This window comes from Rubrivirga sp. S365 (genome assembly GCF_032248475.1).
Taxonomy (GTDB): domain Bacteria; phylum Bacteroidota; class Rhodothermia; order Rhodothermales; family Rubricoccaceae; genus Rubrivirga; species Rubrivirga litoralis.
Genome location: NZ_JAVTTN010000001.1, coordinates 198,146 through 215,237, shown reverse-complemented (window position 1 = coordinate 215,237; position 17,092 = coordinate 198,146). Strand labels below are relative to the sequence as shown.

14 protein-coding genes and 1 tRNA gene are annotated in these 17,092 nt (G+C 74.3%); 10 read left to right on the top strand and 5 right to left on the bottom strand.

Annotated features, from left to right (window positions below; translation table 11 throughout):
• Positions 1-233 precede the first annotated feature (233 nt).
• Positions 234-3,536: a hypothetical protein gene (locus tag RQM47_RS00930; protein WP_314007029.1), complete on the bottom strand. Its 3,303-nt coding sequence runs from the start codon at positions 3,534-3,536 to the stop codon at positions 234-236.
• Positions 3,537-3,866: 330 nt separating this feature from the next.
• Here RQM47_RS00930 and RQM47_RS00925 point away from each other — a divergent pair, with 330 nt between their 5' ends.
• The 5 genes from RQM47_RS00925 to RQM47_RS00905 all read left to right on the top strand — a co-directional run bounded on the left by RQM47_RS00925 (position 3,867) and on the right by RQM47_RS00905 (position 8,199).
• Positions 3,867-4,610, top strand: coding sequence for a hypothetical protein (locus tag RQM47_RS00925; protein WP_311664968.1), 744 nt, complete (start codon positions 3,867-3,869; stop codon positions 4,608-4,610).
• Positions 4,611-4,748: 138 nt separating this feature from the next.
• A complete protein-coding gene (locus RQM47_RS00920; protein WP_311664970.1) occupies positions 4,749-5,801 on the top strand; it encodes a hypothetical protein in 1,053 nt (350 codons plus the stop codon).
• 245 nt (positions 5,802-6,046) lie between these two features.
• Positions 6,047-7,081, top strand: a complete 1,035-nt coding sequence (gene holA, locus RQM47_RS00915; protein WP_311664972.1) for a DNA polymerase III subunit delta — start codon at positions 6,047-6,049, stop codon at positions 7,079-7,081.
• A 246-nt stretch (positions 7,082-7,327) separates the two neighbouring features.
• Complete coding sequence (locus RQM47_RS00910; protein WP_349256329.1) at positions 7,328-7,903, top strand: sigma-70 family RNA polymerase sigma factor; 576 nt, start codon at positions 7,328-7,330, stop codon at positions 7,901-7,903.
• 222 nt (positions 7,904-8,125) lie between these two features.
• Positions 8,126-8,199 (top strand) — tRNA-Val (locus RQM47_RS00905).
• Positions 8,200-8,286: 87 nt separating this feature from the next.
• Here the strand turns inward: RQM47_RS00905 and RQM47_RS00900 are convergent.
• On the bottom strand, positions 8,287-9,252 hold the full coding sequence (locus RQM47_RS00900) for a J domain-containing protein (protein WP_311664976.1): 966 nt from the start codon (positions 9,250-9,252) through the stop codon (positions 8,287-8,289).
• A 350-nt stretch (positions 9,253-9,602) separates the two neighbouring features.
• On the opposite strand from RQM47_RS00900, the gene rsmI reads away from it, so the two are divergent.
• From rsmI to RQM47_RS00885, 3 genes are read left to right on the top strand one after another with little or no spacing between them, the layout of a single operon-like run.
• Positions 9,603-10,277, top strand: a complete 675-nt coding sequence (gene rsmI, locus RQM47_RS00895) for a 16S rRNA (cytidine(1402)-2'-O)-methyltransferase (RefSeq protein ID WP_311664978.1) — start codon at positions 9,603-9,605, stop codon at positions 10,275-10,277.
• 10 nt (positions 10,278-10,287) lie between these two features.
• Positions 10,288-10,878: a thioredoxin family protein gene (locus tag RQM47_RS00890; RefSeq protein WP_314007026.1), complete on the top strand. Its 591-nt coding sequence runs from the start codon at positions 10,288-10,290 to the stop codon at positions 10,876-10,878.
• A complete protein-coding gene (locus RQM47_RS00885; RefSeq protein ID WP_314007024.1) occupies positions 10,871-11,311 on the top strand; it encodes a thioredoxin in 441 nt (146 codons plus the stop codon). Before RQM47_RS00890 ends, RQM47_RS00885 begins: the two co-directional genes overlap by 8 nt.
• Positions 11,312-11,371: 60 nt before the next feature.
• Here the strand turns inward: RQM47_RS00885 and plsY are convergent, their stop codons facing one another.
• On the bottom strand, positions 11,372-12,043 hold the full coding sequence (gene plsY, locus RQM47_RS00880; RefSeq protein ID WP_314007022.1) for a glycerol-3-phosphate 1-O-acyltransferase PlsY: 672 nt from the start codon (positions 12,041-12,043) through the stop codon (positions 11,372-11,374).
• Between the two features lie 217 nt (positions 12,044-12,260).
• Between plsY and RQM47_RS00875 the strand changes: the two genes are divergently transcribed.
• Positions 12,261-12,713 carry a septal ring lytic transglycosylase RlpA family protein gene (locus RQM47_RS00875; protein ID WP_311664987.1) on the top strand — a complete coding sequence of 151 codons (453 nt, stop codon included), beginning with the start codon at positions 12,261-12,263 and terminating at the stop codon, positions 12,711-12,713.
• 52 nt (positions 12,714-12,765) lie between these two features.
• Here the strand turns inward: RQM47_RS00875 and nadC are convergent, their stop codons facing one another.
• Together nadC and RQM47_RS00865 are read right to left on the bottom strand one after the other, a co-directional pair.
• Positions 12,766-13,671 carry a carboxylating nicotinate-nucleotide diphosphorylase gene (nadC, locus tag RQM47_RS00870; protein ID WP_314007019.1) on the bottom strand — a complete coding sequence of 302 codons (906 nt, stop codon included), beginning with the start codon at positions 13,669-13,671 and terminating at the stop codon, positions 12,766-12,768.
• A gap of 3 nt (positions 13,672-13,674) precedes the next feature.
• The gene (locus tag RQM47_RS00865; protein WP_314007016.1) at positions 13,675-14,571 is read right to left on the bottom strand and encodes an MBL fold metallo-hydrolase; all 897 of its coding nucleotides are present in this window, start codon (positions 14,569-14,571) and stop codon (positions 13,675-13,677) included.
• A 159-nt stretch (positions 14,572-14,730) separates the two neighbouring features.
• Between RQM47_RS00865 and RQM47_RS00860 the strand changes: the two genes are divergently transcribed.
• A complete protein-coding gene (locus RQM47_RS00860) occupies positions 14,731-16,962 on the top strand; it encodes a patatin-like phospholipase family protein (RefSeq protein ID WP_314007013.1) in 2,232 nt (743 codons plus the stop codon).
• Positions 16,963-17,092: the final 130 nt, after the last annotated feature.

The following is a 17,092-nucleotide window of genomic DNA, read 5'->3' as shown; positions in this document are numbered from 1 at the left end:
ATGCGCCGCCCCGCCCGTACCGACGCTGCGCGGCGCCAAAAAGGGAGCCTCCGCGGACCACCCCGCCCGGCAGTGGCTACTCGACAAAGGAGCCGGGGACCGTACCTCGTACCCGGTACCCCGCACCCATTCGAGAGGCGCACCGCCCGAGCCGGGCGGGGTGGTCTGGCCGGCCGCCACCCCGCCCCCATCCCTCCATCTCAAGCGCGCGGAGCGCGCATCCCCCATCCCTCCTAAAACGGAATCGCCGCCTGGATGCGGTAGTACAGGTCGACGTCGTCGAACGCGATCGAGCCGTCCCAGACGTCGTCCAGCCGCCCCGCCGGGAGGGCGAGGCCGATGGCGTGGAGGATCTCGAAGCCGGCCACCGAGACCACGTTCTTGACCTCGGCGCCGACGCCCAGCCGCTTCACCCCGCCCCCGATGTCGCTCCCCGACCACACGAGGCCGCCGTCGGCGAAGAGGGCCGGGGCCACCGGCCCGAGGCGGACGAGCCCGAGGAGCGTCGTGCTCAGGTCGAACAGGATGGGCGCCCGGTACTCGACCGACCCGAACAGCGCCCGCGTGCCGACCGCGTAGCTCCGGTAGCCGCGCACGCGCTCGGCGTCGTCGAGCGTGACGGCGCCGAGCAGCGGGATCTGCACGTCGACGTCGTCGAACCGCGACAAACCCACGTAGTCCTGCGCCAGCTGCTCACCCACGACGGCCGTGGCCCGGCCCTTCACGAAGAACCGCCCGACGCCGGGCGACGGCGACACCCAGTAGCCCAGCACGTCGGGGCGGAGGAACGCGCGGCCGCCGAGGGCGGGGAGGCCGGCCGTCAGCCGCGCGCGCAGGCCGGTCCCGTCGATGGGCGTGATCACGTTCCACCGATACGGCCGCTGAAACTTATAGGCGGCCCCGACCTGGACGTCAAACCGGGTCCCCGCCTCGGGCACGCCCAGGCCCGTCGTTTCGAGGTCGCCGAACCGGCCGAAGTCGATGGGCTCGGCGTAGGCGTAGCGCACGCGGCCGCCGCCGAGCGTGGTCACGTAGGGCCGGTCGATCAGGTCGAGCGTCCACTCGGCGCCCACGTCCCCGCCCGTGAGGTCCTCGACGAGCACGCTCGACCCGTAGAACGACGACGGCGACGGGAAGCGGTACAGGTTGAGCGAGAGCGTCGGCGCGAGCTGCCGGTTCTGGTACGCGAGCAGGAGGAACGACTTGTCGATGGGCCGCGTGACCGAGATGCCGGCGAGCGCGGCGACCTGGTGCTTGCCGAGCGGCTCCAGGAGGAGCGTGTTGGCGAAAAAGCCGAAGTCGTCGTCGCCCGTGAACAGGTCGCCGTCCTCGCCGGGGTCGCCGTAGGGGAGCACGAGCGTGAGGGCGTGCGTGAGGTTGGCCCACGAGTTGTACCCGCCCCGCTCGCGGACGAGGCCGGGGTCCGGGGCGATCTGGTCGGGGACCTCGACCGGCGGCCGGTGCTCGGTCCACGCCGCGTAGGCCGGCGGCACGACGACCGAGTCGGGCGCGACCGTCGGCCGCCGCGCGGCGTCGACGAGGAACACGCGGTCGCGCCGGGCCGACTCCGACGCGACGAGCACGAGCCGCCCCGCCGGGTGCAGGCGGTCCGGCGGCAGCCAGTCGTGGACCGTCGCGCCGTCGTAGAGGAAGGTGACGCGCTCCTCGCTGCGCTCGGGGAGGGATGGGGGATGGAGGGACGGAGGGACGAGCGTCTCGCCCGCCCCACCCCGCCCGAGCGGGGCGGGAGCCGCCCGGTCTGGCACTGGAGCGGGGCGGCCTGCGAGGTCGTCCATCCCCGATCCCTCCGCATCCCGTATCCCTCCCACAAACACGTTCGGCGCCCGGTCGCGGAGCGACGTGAAGGCGAGGGCGTCGCCGTCCGGGCTCCACACCGGCAGCCGGTCGTCGCGCTCCCAGGGCGGGGTGGTGGCGCCCGTCGGCAGCCGCTCCACGCGTCCCGTGGCCAGGTCGACCGTGGCGAGGTCGCGGCGGCCGTCGGCGTCGAAGAGCGCGAACGCCACGCGGCGGCCGTCGGGGCTCCACCGGGCCGTCGTGATCTGGACGTCGCCCGTGAACGCCGTCAGCGGCCGCTCGGCGCCCGTGGCGAGGTCGAGCGCGTAGACGTTGGCCGTCCCGCCGCGGACGCCGACGAAGGCGAGGCGCCGGCCGTCGGGCGCGAACGACGGCGACGACGCGCGGCGGTCCGTCGTCAGCCGCTGCACGTCGCCCGACGCGACCTCGACGACGTACAGGTCGTCGACGAGCGAACCGTAGGCGCCGCGGCGGTTCCGCGAGAACGCGATGCGCGCGCCGTCGGGGCTCCACGAGATCGGCCCAGAGATGGCACCCTCGGCCAGGATGCGGAGGTTCGACGGCCGCCCCGCCCCGCCCGCCGTCGAGTCCCGCCCCGCCCCGCCCTCCGCGTCCGCCGAGTCGGGCGGGGCGGGGCGGTCGCGCTGCGGGCCGTCGCCGGCCGAGCCGTCGCGGGCGGGGCGGCCGTGGTCGAGCACGATGAGCCGGCGGACCGGCCGCGCCAGGCTGGGCAGCACGACGGCCGCCACCATGCTCGTGTCGGGGCTGAAGCGGACGTCGTAGGCCACCTGCCCCGGCAGCCCGTACGGCTCCGTGCTCAGCGAGTCCAGCCGCTCCATCTGCCCCGCCTGCGTGTTGTAGTACACGTTGACGTGCTTCCGCCACTCCTCGTTGAACGCGCCGTAGCTCTTGCCCACGACGGCCCGGAAGGCGGTCCGAAAGTCGTGGACGCGCGCGAGCCCCAGGGCCACGGGCGTCCGGTGGGCCAGGATCTTGGCGATCGTCGAGTCGCCGTAGGTCTGGGCGAGGTAGCGGACCTGGGAGTTGCCGACCGCGTAGCGGAGGCGGCCGGCGCTCGGGCTCGTCCCGTCGCTGTAGTTCAGGCGGTCCTCGAAGACGGCCGTGCGCAGCCAGCGGTCGCCGCGCTGGGCGTCCCACCGCTCGGTCTCGTACTGGGCCAAGCCCTCGGCCCAGAAGCTGGGGAGCGGGTCGCCGAAAAAGATGCCGAGCAGGCCCAGGTTCGACCGCACGGCCCGGTAGTGGACGATGTGGGCGAGCTCGTGGGCGATCACCTTGCGGAGCCACTTGACGTCGCCGGTCCAGACGGTCGCGAAGTCGTTGACGTGGACCCAGATGGCCGTGAACCCGCTCCGCCCGACGTTGTAGGCCACGCCGTTGGCGATCTCGTCCTCGTCGGTGAGGTAGAGCCGGATGGGCTCGTCGAAGTCGAGGGCGACCGAGTCCGGGCTGAGGTTCTGCGTGAGCGCGGCCAGCGACTCTTCGGCCACGGCGGCCGCGTCGACTTCGATGCCGGCGAGGCGGGCGGGGTAGACGATCTCGAAGTGCTCGGTCGTCGCGACCCGCCAGTCGATCTCAGGGTGGTTGCGGCCGTTGAACGCGCCGAACCCGACCTGGGCGGCGGCGGGGCCGGCCACGAGGGCGACCAGCAAGGCCACGAGGCCGGCGACGAGGCGGGACCCCGCGGGCGGGACTGTCAGCATGGGCGGGGCGTCCGGGGGGAGCGAATGACCGCGAGTCGGCGGGGCGAAGGTAGGGCGGCCGCAGCGGGCGGCGGGGCCGTCCGCCCCGCCCACAACGCGCCGCCCCGCCCGTCCGCGCCTGGGCGGGGCGGTCGGGGGCTGCCGGCCAGGACGCGCGGGCGGGGCGGCAGACGGACCGGGGAGGAGGCGTGCGAGAGCGGGCAAACAACCGTATCGCGCTGTGACAATCAGGTGTCACCGGGGATGCCTACCCTATGTACACGCGCGCGCGAGGCTCCGCCCCGCCCCTGTGAGTCGACCCAGCGCGCCCCTTCCCCAACCGCTCCCGTCATGCTCCGTCCCCTCCACTCCCGCCCCGCCCGCGTGCGGCCCGCCGGCGCGCAGTCTTCCCCCGATTGGGCCTCCGCACTCGCGGCCGGTCCGCACTACGAGCCGCCGTACCCGGGCGCCGTCCAGGACGAGCTCGCATGGCACCTCGTGAAGTACCTCCGCGACGACGCCGTGCTCCGCTCCGAAGTCGAGGTCGAGGTTCCGCCGGGGGCGGGCCACGGGCCGGCCTTTTTCACGCTCGACCTCGTCGTCGAGGTGCCTGTCGAGGGCGGGGCGGAGGGCGCGGTTCGCCGCGTGGCCTTCGAGACCGACTCGGGCCGCTCGCTCCGCGACCACGAGCGCCGCCTCCGCCGCGACGCCACGCTCCTGGCCCACGGCGCCGTCGACACGGTGTACCGGCTCCGCGGCTCGGACCTCCTCGGCCACATGGCCGACGTGCTCTACCTGGCCTCGCAGTGGGACGCCGACGTGTTCTCCGAGCGCGGCCGGATCAACCTCAAGACGCTCGCGAGCCCCGAGGCCCGCGCCCTCACCGTCCGCCCGGAGCAGCCCAGTGTGCTCGTGCCCTACGCGCTGGGCGGGGCGGACGAGGCCCCCGAGCGCCACCTGTGGCACGTCGCCAACGGTCAGGCCCCGCACGTCCTGGTCCGCCGCCTCGACCGCCGGTTCGAGAGCGTGTGGGGGCCGTACGCCGAGCGCCCGCTGCGGCGCGTCGAGCCCGCCCCGCTCCGCAAGGCGGGGTGACAGGTGGGCAGGAGAGAGACCCACCCCGCCCCACGGCTAGGGCGGGGTGGCGCCTCGTATCGATCCGCACCGGCCACCTGTGACACGTCGCTGACACCGCCCCGCCCTACGCTCCATCCACACCACCGTTCGTCCGTTATGCCCAGCCTCCGCGTCCACCCCCTCAGCCGCCGGCCGCAGCAGCGCCGCCTCGTCGTCGCCGTGCGCGGCGCGGCCGGCGCCGGCAAAAGCTGGTTCGCCGCGTCGCTCGCCGACGCCGGCCTCGGCCGGCTGTGCTACTTCGACACCGAGCGGAAGGCCCGCCTGCTGCCGGGCGCCGACGGCTCGGTCTTCGACGCCATCGAGGTCGAGCACCCCGACGAGCTGCTCCCGTTTATCGACTGGGCGCTCGGCGAGGGCCGCGAGGAGCAGGGCTACGGGTGCTACGCGCTGGACTCGTGGGCCATGTACTTCGGCCGGAAGCACCGGGCGACCGTCCAGGCCGCCCGCGAGCGGACCGGCGACCCGACCGCGCGGCCGTCGGCCGAGGAGCTCGAGGCCGATCAGGTCGTGCTCCAGGAGGTCCTCCGCCGCCTCTGCGTCGACTCCGGCGCGTGCGTCGTCATCACGGACCAGATCGGGGCGCGCGGGAAGGAGCAGCGCGAGGAGAACGAGATGGGCCGCGTGCTGCCCATGACCACGTCGGGGCTGGAGTACTTCGTCGACGTCATGCTCGAGCTCAACCTCCGCCAGGACGGGTTCGAGACGCGCCGCGTGGCGACGGTCGTGAAGTCGAACGCCCCCGACTTCCCGGTCGGCCTGGAGGTCGAGGGGCCGACGTTCGCCGACCTCCTGGGGCGGATGGGCGCCGGGCCGTCGCCCGCCCCGCTCCCCGCGAGCGTGGCCGACGTGCTCCCCGAGCTCCCCGAGCCCGGCCTCCCCGCCCCGGCCGGCCCGACCGTCGACGACCTGCTCGCCGAGGCCGAGGCGCTCGGGCTCGCCCGCGAGCAGGTGCTGCTCGCCGCCCGCCACTACTGCGGCGTCCAGGCCCTGGGCGAGCTCGCCCCCGACCAGACGGCCGACCTCCTCGATCGGATGCGCGCCCGCTACGCGCCGCAGGACGACACCCCCAGCGGGGACGGCGTAGCCAACGCCACGACGGCTGAACCAGAGGTGACCGTGTCGAAGCGCTCGCGGAAGAAGGCCGCCTGACCACCCCGCCCAGCACGCGGGCGGGGTGGGGTGGGGTGGGGTGGGGTGGGGTGGGAAGCTATCCCGCAGCGTCGTGGCATGCGACGGCGTCACCCCGACGCAGGCGTGCCGACGTAGCGCCGCCGGTCCGCCCCGCCCACGACGCGGGCGGGGCGGTCGCCAGGGCGGGGCGGCCCGAGCGATCTTCCACCCCGCCCGCACCCGCCGGGCCGTGACGCGCGGCCCCCGACTCCCACCCCGCCCCTATGGCGAAAGCCCGCAAGACCGGCGCCTCCTTCGACGACCTCGCCACCGGCTTCCGGCACGGCCAGTTTGCCCCGCTCTACTTTTTCTACGGCGAGGAGGGGTGGTTCATGGACGAGCTCCAGCGGCTCGCCGTCGAGCACGCGCTCGCCCCGCACGAGCGCGACTTCAACCTGGACGTCGTGTTCGGGCCGGAGGCCAGTGCGCCGGCCGTGCTCGCGCAGTGCGCTCAGTACCCGATGATGGCCGAGCGGCGGCTCGTGGTCGTCCGCGGGTTCGAGAAGCTGGACGAGAACAGGCTGTTCAAGGGCTACGCCGAGGCCCCGAACCCGCACGCCGTCGTGGTCCTCCTGTGCCACGCCAAACCGAACACGTCGGCGCACCCGTACCGGGCGCTCAAGGCGGAGGCGGTGTGGGCCGAGTTCGCCCCGCTCAAAGACCGCCAGGTGCCCTCGTGGGTCGAGGAGCGGTTCCGCGCGCACCGCGTCGAGACCGAGGCGGGCGCGGCCCAGATGCTGGCCGAGCTGTCCGGCCCCGACCTCCGCTCGCTCGCCGCCGAGGTCGACAAGCTGGTCACGTTCGTCGGCGACCGCCGGCGCGTCGAGCGCGACGACGTGCTCCGCGCTGCCGGCCACAGCGCCGAGCAGAACCCGTTCGAGCTCCAGAACGCCCTCGCCGCTGGCGACACGCCGCGCGCACTCGCCATCGCCGACGCCCTGCTCGCGCAGGCCGGCAACCGGCGCGGCGAGGCCCTCAAGATCGTCGGGCTCCTCGCGTCCTACGTGACCAAACTGTGGAAGCTGACAGGGTGTCTCGCCGCAAACGTGCCCGAGCCGCAGTGGGCCGGACAGATCGGCGTGCCCCCGTTCTACGTCCGCGACTACGCCCAGGCCGCCCGCCGCTTCGGGCCGGACGCGCTACGCCGCGCCTTCGAGGCGCTCCTGGCGGCCGACCTGGAGCTGAAAGGGGCCTCCCACCGCGACGAGCGCCTCATCCTCACGCTCGCGCTCCGCCGCGTGTCGGCTCCGTCGCGGTGAGGGCGGACCCAGCGGGCGGGGTGGGGAATTCCCCAACTCGGGCGTTCATCGTTGGAACAACGTCCGGGGGCACTATCCTTGCGTTTTGTTCCCGTGCTGACAATCCGGCCGCCCCGCCCCCTCAGGAGCGGGACATCCACCATCACCTCCCGGCCCTACATGCCCACACTGAAGAAGCAAACGTTCGCCAAGGCCGCCGCCCGCACCGTCACGCCGGCCTCGAAGAACCACGGCGTCCTGTCGCAGATGAACGACGAGGACCTGATGTCCCAGTTCCAGATGGGCACCGTGGAGGCGTTCGACATCCTCGTCAGCCGCTACCACGACCCGCTGACGAACTACATCTATCGGTTCCTGGGCGACCTCAAGGAGTGCGAGGACCTGCTTCAGGAGACGTTCCTCCGCGTCTACCGCAACCGGCACAGCTACCGCCGAATTGCCAAGTTCTCGACGTGGCTCTACACGATCGCCGGCAACCTCGCGCGCAGCGAGTACCGCAAGCGGAAGCGCCGCCGGCTCTACAGCCTCCAGTCGGTCAACCGCGACGACGAGGAGTACGAGGTCGAGATCCCCGATGAGACGTTCCTCCCGGACAAGCACGCCGAGGGGACCATCCAGGACCGCTACATCCAGGACGCGCTCGCCCAGATCCCGGAGGAGTTCCGCGAGGTCGTCGTGCTCCGCGACGTGCAGCAGCTGGCCTACGAGGAGATCGCCGACATCACGGGCCTCCCGATGGGCACGGTCAAGAGCCGGATCAACCGCGGCCGGACCAAGCTCCAGGGCATCCTGAAGGAGGTCTACACGCCGGAGGAGGACTAGAGAGTGAGGAGTCGTGGGTGACGGGTGACGAGCCCGGACCGCCCCGCCCCAACCGAGCGCGGCTCCCACGACGGGGGCCGCGCTTTTTTTATCCGCCCCGCCCGCGTCGTCGGGCGGGGCGGGGTGGTGCCGAGGTCCGCGCCGTCTTCGCACCGGGCGCCCTTGCCGGGGCGGGGCGGGGCGGGCTACCTTTGCCGTCCCGCCGGAGCGGTTCCGGCGCGCGGGTCCTTAGCTCAGGGGTTTAGAGCGCTCGCCTCACACGCGAGAGGTCGATGGTTCAAATCCATCAGGACCCACCCCGCCCAGCGACGACGAGGGCGGGGCGGTGGACGTGCGGCGAGGGAGCCGCCCCACCCCAGAAGGCCGCGCGAGCGGGGCGGCCGCTAGGCCAGCCCCTCGGTCTCGGCCCACGCCCGGAGCCCGTCGATGGCCTCCGGCGACAGCGTCGGCACGGTCACGCCGACCTCGACGTAGAGGTCACCCGTGCCGCGGTCCGAGGCCACGCCCTGGCCGCGCACGCGAAGCCGCGCGCCCGGCTGCGTCCCCGGCTTGATCGTCAGGCGGACCGTCTTGCCCGTCGCCGTCTCGACCTCGCGCGTGGTCCCGAGCAGCGCCTCGACGGCCGTGACCGAGACCGACGTCGTGAGGTCGTCGCCGTCGCGGCTGAACCGGGCGCTCGGCGCCACCTGGAACGTGACGAACAGGTCGCCCGGCTCGCCCCGCCCGCCCGGCGCCGCCTCGCCCCGCCCGGACAGCTTGATCTTGAACCCGTCGCGGACCCCCTTCGGGACCGTGATGCGGACCGTGTCGCCGGTCGGCGTGCGGAACTCTCGGGGGCCGCCGGCGAGCGCCTCGCCGAAGCTCAGGCGCAGCGAGGCGTTGACGTCGCGGCCGCCGCGGTACTGCGGCTCGCCGCCGCCTCCGCCGCCGAAAAACTGGTCGAAGATGCCGCCCAGTCCGCCCCCGCCGCTAAACACGAAGTCGTCCTGGCTGCCCCCGAACGAGCCCGGCCCGGCACCCGTCGCGTCGACGCGGACGTAGGTGCCGTCGGGCGTGCGGTAGTAGCGGCCGTCGCCGCCGGGCGCCCCGGCGAACCCCTCGAACGGGTTGCCCTCGAAGCGGCCGCCGTACGGGTCGCGGCGGGCGCGGTCGTACGTCTTCCGCTTGGCCTCGTCGCCCAGCGTGTCGTAGGCCTCCTGGACCTCCTTGAACCGCTCCTCAGCCGCCGCGTCGCCCGCGTTCCGGTCGGGGTGGTACTGCTGGGCCAGCTTGCGGTAGGCCTTTTTGACCTCTTTGGCGGAGGCGTCTTCGTCGACGCCGAGGACGGCGTAGTAATCGGGAGCGGGCAACGGGTCGGGGGCAGGTCGAAGGGAGCGGAGGTCGAACGCGGGAGGAGGCTCCCCCTGTTCCAGCGCCGCCCCGCCCGCCGCCCCGCTCAGCGTCCCGGGCCGTTCCCGAACCGGGGACCCGGGGCGGGGCGGGTAGCGTGGCCGCCCCGCCCCCGCGGGCGGAACAGGGCGGGGCGGGGCGGCCGACCGCGACGTGAGGGCGGGGCGGAACGTGGAGCGGGAGAGGCGCCTATCTAGAGCACCCTCCGGGTCGGTACGGGGTACCAGGTACGAGGTACGGCCCCGGAGGCTTTCAGGCAGCGTACCCGGTACCCCGTACCCTGTACTCCGTACCGATCCCCGCCCCGCCCGTGCTCGTCCTCGTCCCCACGCCCGTCGGCAACCTCGAAGACGTCACGCTCCGGGCGCTCCGCGTGCTCCGCGAGGCCGACCTCGTGCTCTGCGAGGACACGCGGACGACCGGGCGCCTTTTCCAAGAGTACGGGATCGACACGCCGCGCCAGAGCTTCCACGTCCACAACGAGCACGCCCGCGCGCCCGCCGTCGTAGAGCGGATGCGGGGGGGGGCGGTCGTGGCGCTCGTGAGCGACGCCGGGACGCCGGGCGTGTCCGACCCCGGCTTCCTCCTCGTCCGCGCCGCCGCCGAGGCCGGCGTCCGCGTCGAGGCGCTGCCCGGGCCGACGGCGTTCGTGCCGGCCCTCGTCGCGAGCGGCCTCCCGACGGACCGCTTCGCGTTCGAGGGCTTCCTCCCCCACAAAAAGGGCCGCCAGACGCGGCTCAAGGCGCTCGCCGACGAGCCGCGGACGGTCGTCCTCTACGAGAGCCCGCACCGGCTCGTGAAGCTCCTGGGGCAGCTCGCCGAGGTGTGCGGGGCGGACCGCCCCGCCGCCGTCGCCCGCGAGATCTCGAAGATCCACGAGGAGGTCCGCCGCGGGACGCTGGCCGAGTTGGGCGCGCACTACGGCGCGCAGGCGAAGGTGCGGGGCGAGATCGTTGTCGTAGTCGGAGGAGCCCCCGCGCCCTGAGCCCCACGTTATGACCCGTTTTCTCTCGCTCGCCCTCGTTGCCGGACTCACTGCCGGAGCGGCCGCCGCGCAGGTGCCGCCGGGCCACGCGACGACCTCGCCGATTCAACCCAAGGACTACCCCGAGCGCATCACCGCCGACGACTTGGCCGCCCCGCCCGCGGACCAGACGACGACTGAAGAGGTCGTGCAGCGGACGATCGGACGCGACGGCGTCCACGTCGTCCACTTTTGGGCGCCGTGGTGCGGCAACTCGCAGGCCGAGTTCGAGACCGGGTGGTACGAGGTCATCGAGGAGCACCCCGACGTCACGTTCACGTTCGTGACCATCTGGAACGACGGACGCGACGGGGCCGACGAGCTCCGCCGCTACGGCATCCCCGACTCGGCCACGATCCTCGCGCAGCCGGACCGCGGCCCGAGCGCCAACCCCGACGCGCGCCGCCGGACGTTCCTCGGCCTCCCGCTCTCGTGGACGCCCTCGACCTGGATCTTCAACCGCGGCGGGCAGCTGGCGACGGCGTTCAACTACGGCGAGGTCTCGGCCGACATGCTGGAGGACGCCATCGAACACGCCCAAGCCGACTGGACCCATGACTGACGATTCCACGACGGCCGCCGACGCCGCGCTCCGTGAGACGATTCAGGGCGAAGGCGTCCACGTCGTCCACGTGTGGGCGCCGTGGTGCGACAACTCACTAAACGAGCTGGCGCCCGTCTGGGCCGGCGCCGTGCCCGGCCGCGCGGCCTCGGTCACGCACGTCGCCGTGTGGTCCGACGGCGACGACGGCGCCGACGTCCTCCGCGAGTACGACGTCGAGGTCGGGGGGCGGGGCGGGGCGGTGCTCGCCGTGCCCGGCCCGAAGCCCGCCCCGCCCGAGCGCCGGCTGACGCTGCTGGGCCTGCCGGTCACGTGGATCCCGACGACGTGGGTGTTCAACCGCGGCGGCCTCCTCGCGACGGCGTTCAACTACGGCGAGGTCTCGGCCGACGCGCTCGCGGCCGCCATCGACGGCGCGGGGCGGAGCTGGTAGCCGCCCCGCCCGAGCGCAGCAACGAAGGGCGGGGCGGTGCAGGACCGTAGGCGGGGCGGTCTACTTGGCGCCCATCTTCGACTCCGTCCCGTTCAAGAGCCGCCGCACGTTGGCCCGGTGCGTCCACACGATGAACGCCGGCACGACGGTGGCGAAGATCCAGACCGGCGGCGGGCTCTCGACGCCCAGCCCGAAGTGGAGCGCGAGGAGCGAGAGCGGGAGCGACACGGCGGCGAGGATCGAGCCCAGCGAGACGTAGCGCGTGAGCGCCATCACGACGGCGAACACGACGGCCGCCAGCCCGACGGCGACCGGCGCGAGGCCGGTCAGCATGCCGGCGCCTGTCGCCACGCCCTTGCCGCCCTTCCACGACCCGAAAAAGAGGCGGCCCCAGACCGTGAACACGTGGCCCAGCATGGCGGCCGTCCCCGCGATCGTCGCCACCCAGGCCGCGGCGAGGGCGGGGCGGGAGCCCAGCCACCCCGCTCCGACGACGGCGTCGAGGTCGGCCAGGCGCGCGACGAGGGCGACGGCGGCCAGCCCCTTGCCGAAGTCGAGGAGGAACACGAGGAGGCCCGGCCCCTTGCCTAGCACGCGGAGCGCGTTCGTGGCCCCGGCGTTCCCGCTCCCGTGCTGTCGGAGGTCGACGCCGAGCGCGCGGCCGACGACGAGGCTGAACGGGATGGCCCCGAGCAAATAGCTGATGGCGACGACGAGGACGAGCGAGGTCACAGGGCGGGTGTGAAGGGCGGGCGGCGGTCAAGATAGAGGCTCGTGAAGGGGCTCCCGATGTGGAGGGCCGGTGGCGGGCGGCCCAAGGCCGAGTTAAGGGAGGCCCAAGAGACGACGAGACCGGGGCCGTGGAGGCGCCGCCCCGCCCGCCGCCGCTATCCTTGCGCCCGCACCCGGACCCTCTGGTCCTTCGGCTGTTTCGTCCCCCACTCTGCGTGTGATCCGTCTCCTCCTGCTGGCCGTTCTCTTCGCCGCGGCCCCCGCCCTCGCCCAGTCGTCTGGACCCATTGCTCCGGGCGGAGCGCGCGCCGAAGCCCAGCGGTCCCAGGCGAAAAGGGGCGTGGCCAGCTACTACGCCGCCTCGCTCCACGGCCGGCGCACGGCCAACGGCGAGCGCTACAACCGGACGGCGCTGACGGCGGCCCACCGGACGCTCCCCTTCGGGACGCTCCTCCGCGTGACCGCCCCCCGGACGGGGAAGGCCGTGCTCGTGCGCGTCAACGACCGCGGGCCGTTCACGGGCGGCCGCGTGCTCGACCTCTCGGGCGCCGCCGCCGACCGGCTCCGCATGCGCCAGCGGGGCACGCTCCGCGTCCGCTACGAGGTCGTCGACCCGGACGCGCTGCCGAGCCGGCAGGCGCCGCCGGCCCCAAAGGTCCGCCACCTGTAGGCGGGCGGGGCGGCCACCCCGCCCTCGCCGCAGGGCGCCCGGGCGGGGCGGTCTAGGCGCCGTCGAGCACCACCTTGAGCGACACGTCGAGGGCGCGGACCGAGTGCGTGAGGGCGCCGGTCGAGACGAAGTCGACGCCCGTCCGGGCGACGGCGCCGACCGTGTCGAGCGTCACGTTCCCGGACGCCTCGGTCTGGATCCGGCCGCCCACGCGCTCGACGGCCGCCGCGAGCGGCGCCGTATCGACGCCGCCCTCGGGGGCGGGGCGGGCAAAGTTGTCGAGCAGCACGCGGTCGACGCGGAGGCCGTCAGCGTGGGCGGCGAGCACGGCGTCGACTTCGTCGAGCGTCCGGGCCTCGATCTCGACCGGCACGTCGCGGCCGGTCTCGCGGAGGTGCCGGTCGACGGCCTCGGCCGCCGCCCGCACCCCGCCCGCCGCCGCCACGTGGTTGTCTTTGACCAGGACCATGTCGTAGAGCCCGGTCCGGTGGTTGGCCGCCCCGCCCAGGCGAACGGCCCACTTGTCGAGCGCCCGCAGGCCGGGCGCCGTCTTCCGCGTGTCGAGGACCGTCGCAGGTCGGGCCGCCTCGGCAAAGCGGGCGGCCGCCGTCGCCACCCCGCCCATCCGCTGCATGAGGTTGAGGGCCAGCCGCTCGGCGACGAGGATCGACCGCGCGCGGCCCGTTACCTCGCCGAACACGGTGCCCGCCTCCAGATGGTCGCCGTCAGCCGCCGTCCACGCGACGGCGAGGTCGGGGTCGACGGCCTCGAACACGCGCTCGGCAACGGCGAGGCCGGCCACGACGCCGTCTTCTTTGAGGAGGAACCGGGCCGTCGCGCGCGTGCCCGCGGGGATCGTCGCCTCGGTCGTGACGTCGCCGTCGCCCACGTCTTCGGCGAGCGCGCGGTCGAGGAGGGCGGGGAGGTCGCGGGCGACGTCGGGGGGGAGCGGGAGCATGGGTCAGGGGGCGAGCTCGGCGGCGATGGGGTCGACCACGCGGGCCGGCATCGGCCCCCACGCCTCGAACCCGGGGACCTCGGCGCCCACGATCTGCTCGGCCGAGCGGCCGGCGGCGAGCGCCTGCGCGACGGCCTCGCGGGCCGCCCCGAGAAAGTCGCGCATGACGAGCAGCTCGCCCCGCCCGCCCGTCACCGGGTAGCCCTCGCCGGCGTGGCCGAAGACGAATACGGTGCCGTCGGAGAACGCTCCGTGCGTCGCTTCCAGAACGCCGATCCACCCCGCCACTGAGGCCCCGGCGCCGGCGTCGATAAACGGCTGGCGGCGGTTGAACACGAGGTCGCCCATGTGCACCACGTCGGCCCGCTCGAAGTGGACGACCGAGTCGCCGCACGTGTGGGCGGGGCCGAGGTAGCGGAGCGCGACGACCTCCCCGCCCACCTCGGCACTCCACGTCCGGGCGTACGTCTCGGACGGGTAGCGCTGGGCGTCGTACGTCCCCCGCTGGACGGCCGCCGCGCGCTGGAGGCCCGGGACGGCCTCGTGCGCGACGTGGGTGTCGGCGACCGGCGCGAGCACGGCGTTGCCCGCCGTGTGGTCGCCGTGGTGGTGCGTGTTGACGAGCAGGTCGAGCCCGCGCGCCGACCCGTCGCGGAGGCCGGCGAGGAACGCCTCGGCCGACTCCGGGAACTGGGCGTCGACGGCGACGAGCGCGTCCGGCGTCTGGAGGTACCCGATCGTCCCGCCCCGCCCGCTGAAAAAGCCGACGCCCCGGCGGATGGGCGTGAAGTCGGCGCGGCGGGCGGGGCGGACGGCGGCCCGCAGCGCCGGCGCGGCGAGCGGGAGGCCGGCGGCGGCGACCGACGTGCGGGCGAGAAACTGGCGGCGGCTGAGGGGCATCGGGCGGGGCGGGGCAGCGGGGCGGACGGCGGCAACCCCGAACGCAGACGCGCGGATCCGGGCGGGGCGGCTACGGGCGGGGCGGGGCCGCGTGTGCTCTCCTCGCAGGCGGAGCCCCGCCCCCCGTAGCCCGTACCTCCCCGCCCCGCCCCCGACCGCATGAGCCTGCTCTCCCGCCCCGCCCGCCTCGTCGGCGGCCTCGTCCTCGCGCTCCTCGCGCCGGCCGCCGCCGCCCAGACGGCCGACTCGGCCGCCGCCCCGCCCGAGCGCCCGACGGTCGGGCTGGTCCTCTCGGGCGGGGCGGCCAAGGGGCTCGCCCACGTCGGGGCGATCCGCGCCATCGAGGCGGCCGGCGTGCCGGTCGACCTCGTCACGGGCACGAGCATGGGGGCCATCGTCGGCGGCCTCTACGCGGCCGGGTACCCGACCGACTCGCTGGAGGCCATCGTCGAGGGGCGCGACTGGATCGGCCTGTTCGACGACGCCGTCGACCGGCGGCTGGTGGCGCCCGAGGCCCGCGTGGGCGGGGGGGGCGTTCTGGTCTCGCTCCCTATCGAGGGCGGCTCGCTCGGGCTCCCGTCCGGGCTCGTCGCGGGGCAGAACGTGTTCGAGCTGCTCACGAGCCTCCTGTGGCCAGTCCAGGACGTCCAGGACTTTACCCAGCTCCCGCGCCCGTTCGCCGCCGTCGTCGTCGACGTCGAGACCGGCGAGCCGCGGCGGCTGACCTCGGGGTACCTCCCGCTCGCGATCCGCGCGAGTATGTCGCTGCCGAGCCTGTTCACGCCCGTCGCCATCGACGGCCGCCGCTACATCGACGGCGGCGTGGCCCGGAACCTCCCCGCCGAGGACGCGCTCGCGCTCGGCGCCGACGTGCTCGTGTGCGTCGACGTGTCGAAGGTGATCGACGAGGCGACCGACGGTCTCGACTCGTTTTTCGACGTGCTCGTCCACGCCGCGTTCTACCAGTCGGAGCAGAGTCTGGGCGATCAGAAGGCGCTGTGCGACGTGCTCATCGAGCCGGACACCGAGGGGCTCTCGTCGTTCTCGTTCGACGCCGGGGCCGAGTGGATCGCCCGCGGAGTGGCGGCGGCCGAGGCCAAGCGGGCCGAGCTCGACGCGCTCGCCGACCGGGTCGGCCGCGCCGCCGCCGCCCCGCCCACCGCGCCCGCCGCGCGCACGTTCCGGGCCGACACCGTCGCCGTCGTGGGCGTGGAGGCGGGCGGGGAGGCCGAGAAGCTCGTCCGCCGCCGTTTGGGTCTGACCTTCCCGGCCGACCTCACGGCCGCCGACGCCGAGGCGGCGGTCCGGCGCGTCTACGCATCTGGCGCCTTCGACATCATCACCTACCGCGTCGTCGGCGCCGCGTCCGACAGCGCGGCCGTCGTGGGCGGGGCGGCCGTCCCCACGCTCGTCCTCGACGTCCGGCGGTCGAACGGGGACCGTCTCGGGTTCGGGTTCCGCTACGACACGGTGTACGACGCGGCGCTCCTGTTCTCGCTCCAGCTCCGCGACCTCGTCCAGTTCGGGAGCACGACGCGGCTGGACGCCCGGCTGGGCGAGCAGGTGCAGCTCCAGGGCGGCTACTTTACGCGCCTGGGAATCGACGAGCCCCTGTCGGTCGCGGCCCAGGCGGGCTACGTTAGCGTGCCGGTCCCCGTCTTTACTGGGGCTGTCCGGCCGACGGCGCAGGGCCGGCTTGACGTGGTCTCGGCGTCGGTGCTCGGCGGGCCGATCGTATTCGACGCCATACTCACCGGCTTGGGGCCGAACGTCGCCTACGTCCGCGACGCGCCCGACGTGGCGCCCGAGGGCGTCGAGGGCACGTCCTGGACGTACGCGTCGGCCTCGGCGTTCGCGGCGGTCGATGACCGGGACCGGGAGGCATTCCCGTCGCGGGGCGTCCGGGCGCTGGCCACGGCCGAATGGGCGCCCGGCGTGGGCGCGTCGTTCCGCCACGTGTCGGCCGACGCCGAGCTGTGGGTGCCGCTCGCGCGCGGGCTCAGCGTCGGCGCCCGCGCCGCGGCCACGCGCGCCTGGGGCGAGGATCTGCCCGCCGACCGGCTCTCGTTCCTGGGCGGGGCGGTGGTGCCGTCGCTCTTGCCCGGCCGCTTTTTCCCGCTCTACGGGGCCGAGCGCCTCGAGCTCGCCGGCCGGGCCAGCCAGCTCGCCGCGGTCAGCGTCCAGTTCGAGGTCGTCGACGAGGTCTTTGCGCGCGTGACCGCGAACGCCGGCCGCGCCGGCGATTCGTGGTCGCTCGACACGGACGACGTCCGCGGCGGCGTCGGCGCCCAGCTCGGTGTGGTCACGCTGGCCGGCCCGGCCTCGCTCACAGTCGCCACCGACTTCGACGGCGTGCCGCAGGTCGTCTTCTCCGTCGGCCGCTCGTTCTAGAGCACCCTTTGGGTGGGTACGGGGTACCGGGTACGAGGCACGGTCCGATCCGACCTCGACGCGCGCGTACCTCGTACCGAGTACCCTGTGCCTCCCTGCATATTGCTCTAGCCGCCACCCCGCCCGCGCA

Bases quoted from the DNA above. Each gene is read 5' to 3' on its own strand.
- RQM47_RS00890 (WP_314007026.1), top strand. From the start codon at position 10,288: ATGACCCGTTTTCTCTCGCTCGCCCTCGTTGCCGGACTCACTGCCGGA.
- RQM47_RS00910 (WP_349256329.1), top strand. From the start codon at position 7,328: ATGAACGACGAGGACCTGATGTCCCAGTTCCAGATGGGCACCGTGGAG.
- RQM47_RS00925 (WP_311664968.1), top strand. From the start codon at position 3,867: ATGCTCCGTCCCCTCCACTCCCGCCCCGCCCGCGTGCGGCCCGCCGGC.
- RQM47_RS00920 (WP_311664970.1), top strand. From the start codon at position 4,749: ATGCCCAGCCTCCGCGTCCACCCCCTCAGCCGCCGGCCGCAGCAGCGC.
- nadC (WP_314007019.1), bottom strand. From the start codon at position 13,671: ATGCTCCCGCTCCCCCCCGACGTCGCCCGCGACCTCCCCGCCCTCCTC.
- RQM47_RS00930 (WP_314007029.1), bottom strand. From the start codon at position 3,536: ATGCTGACAGTCCCGCCCGCGGGGTCCCGCCTCGTCGCCGGCCTCGTG.
- RQM47_RS00865 (WP_314007016.1), bottom strand. From the start codon at position 14,571: ATGCCCCTCAGCCGCCGCCAGTTTCTCGCCCGCACGTCGGTCGCCGCC.
- RQM47_RS00860 (WP_314007013.1), top strand. From the start codon at position 14,731: ATGAGCCTGCTCTCCCGCCCCGCCCGCCTCGTCGGCGGCCTCGTCCTC.
- RQM47_RS00885 (WP_314007024.1), top strand. From the start codon at position 10,871: ATGACTGACGATTCCACGACGGCCGCCGACGCCGCGCTCCGTGAGACG.
- holA (WP_311664972.1), top strand. From the start codon at position 6,047: ATGGCGAAAGCCCGCAAGACCGGCGCCTCCTTCGACGACCTCGCCACC.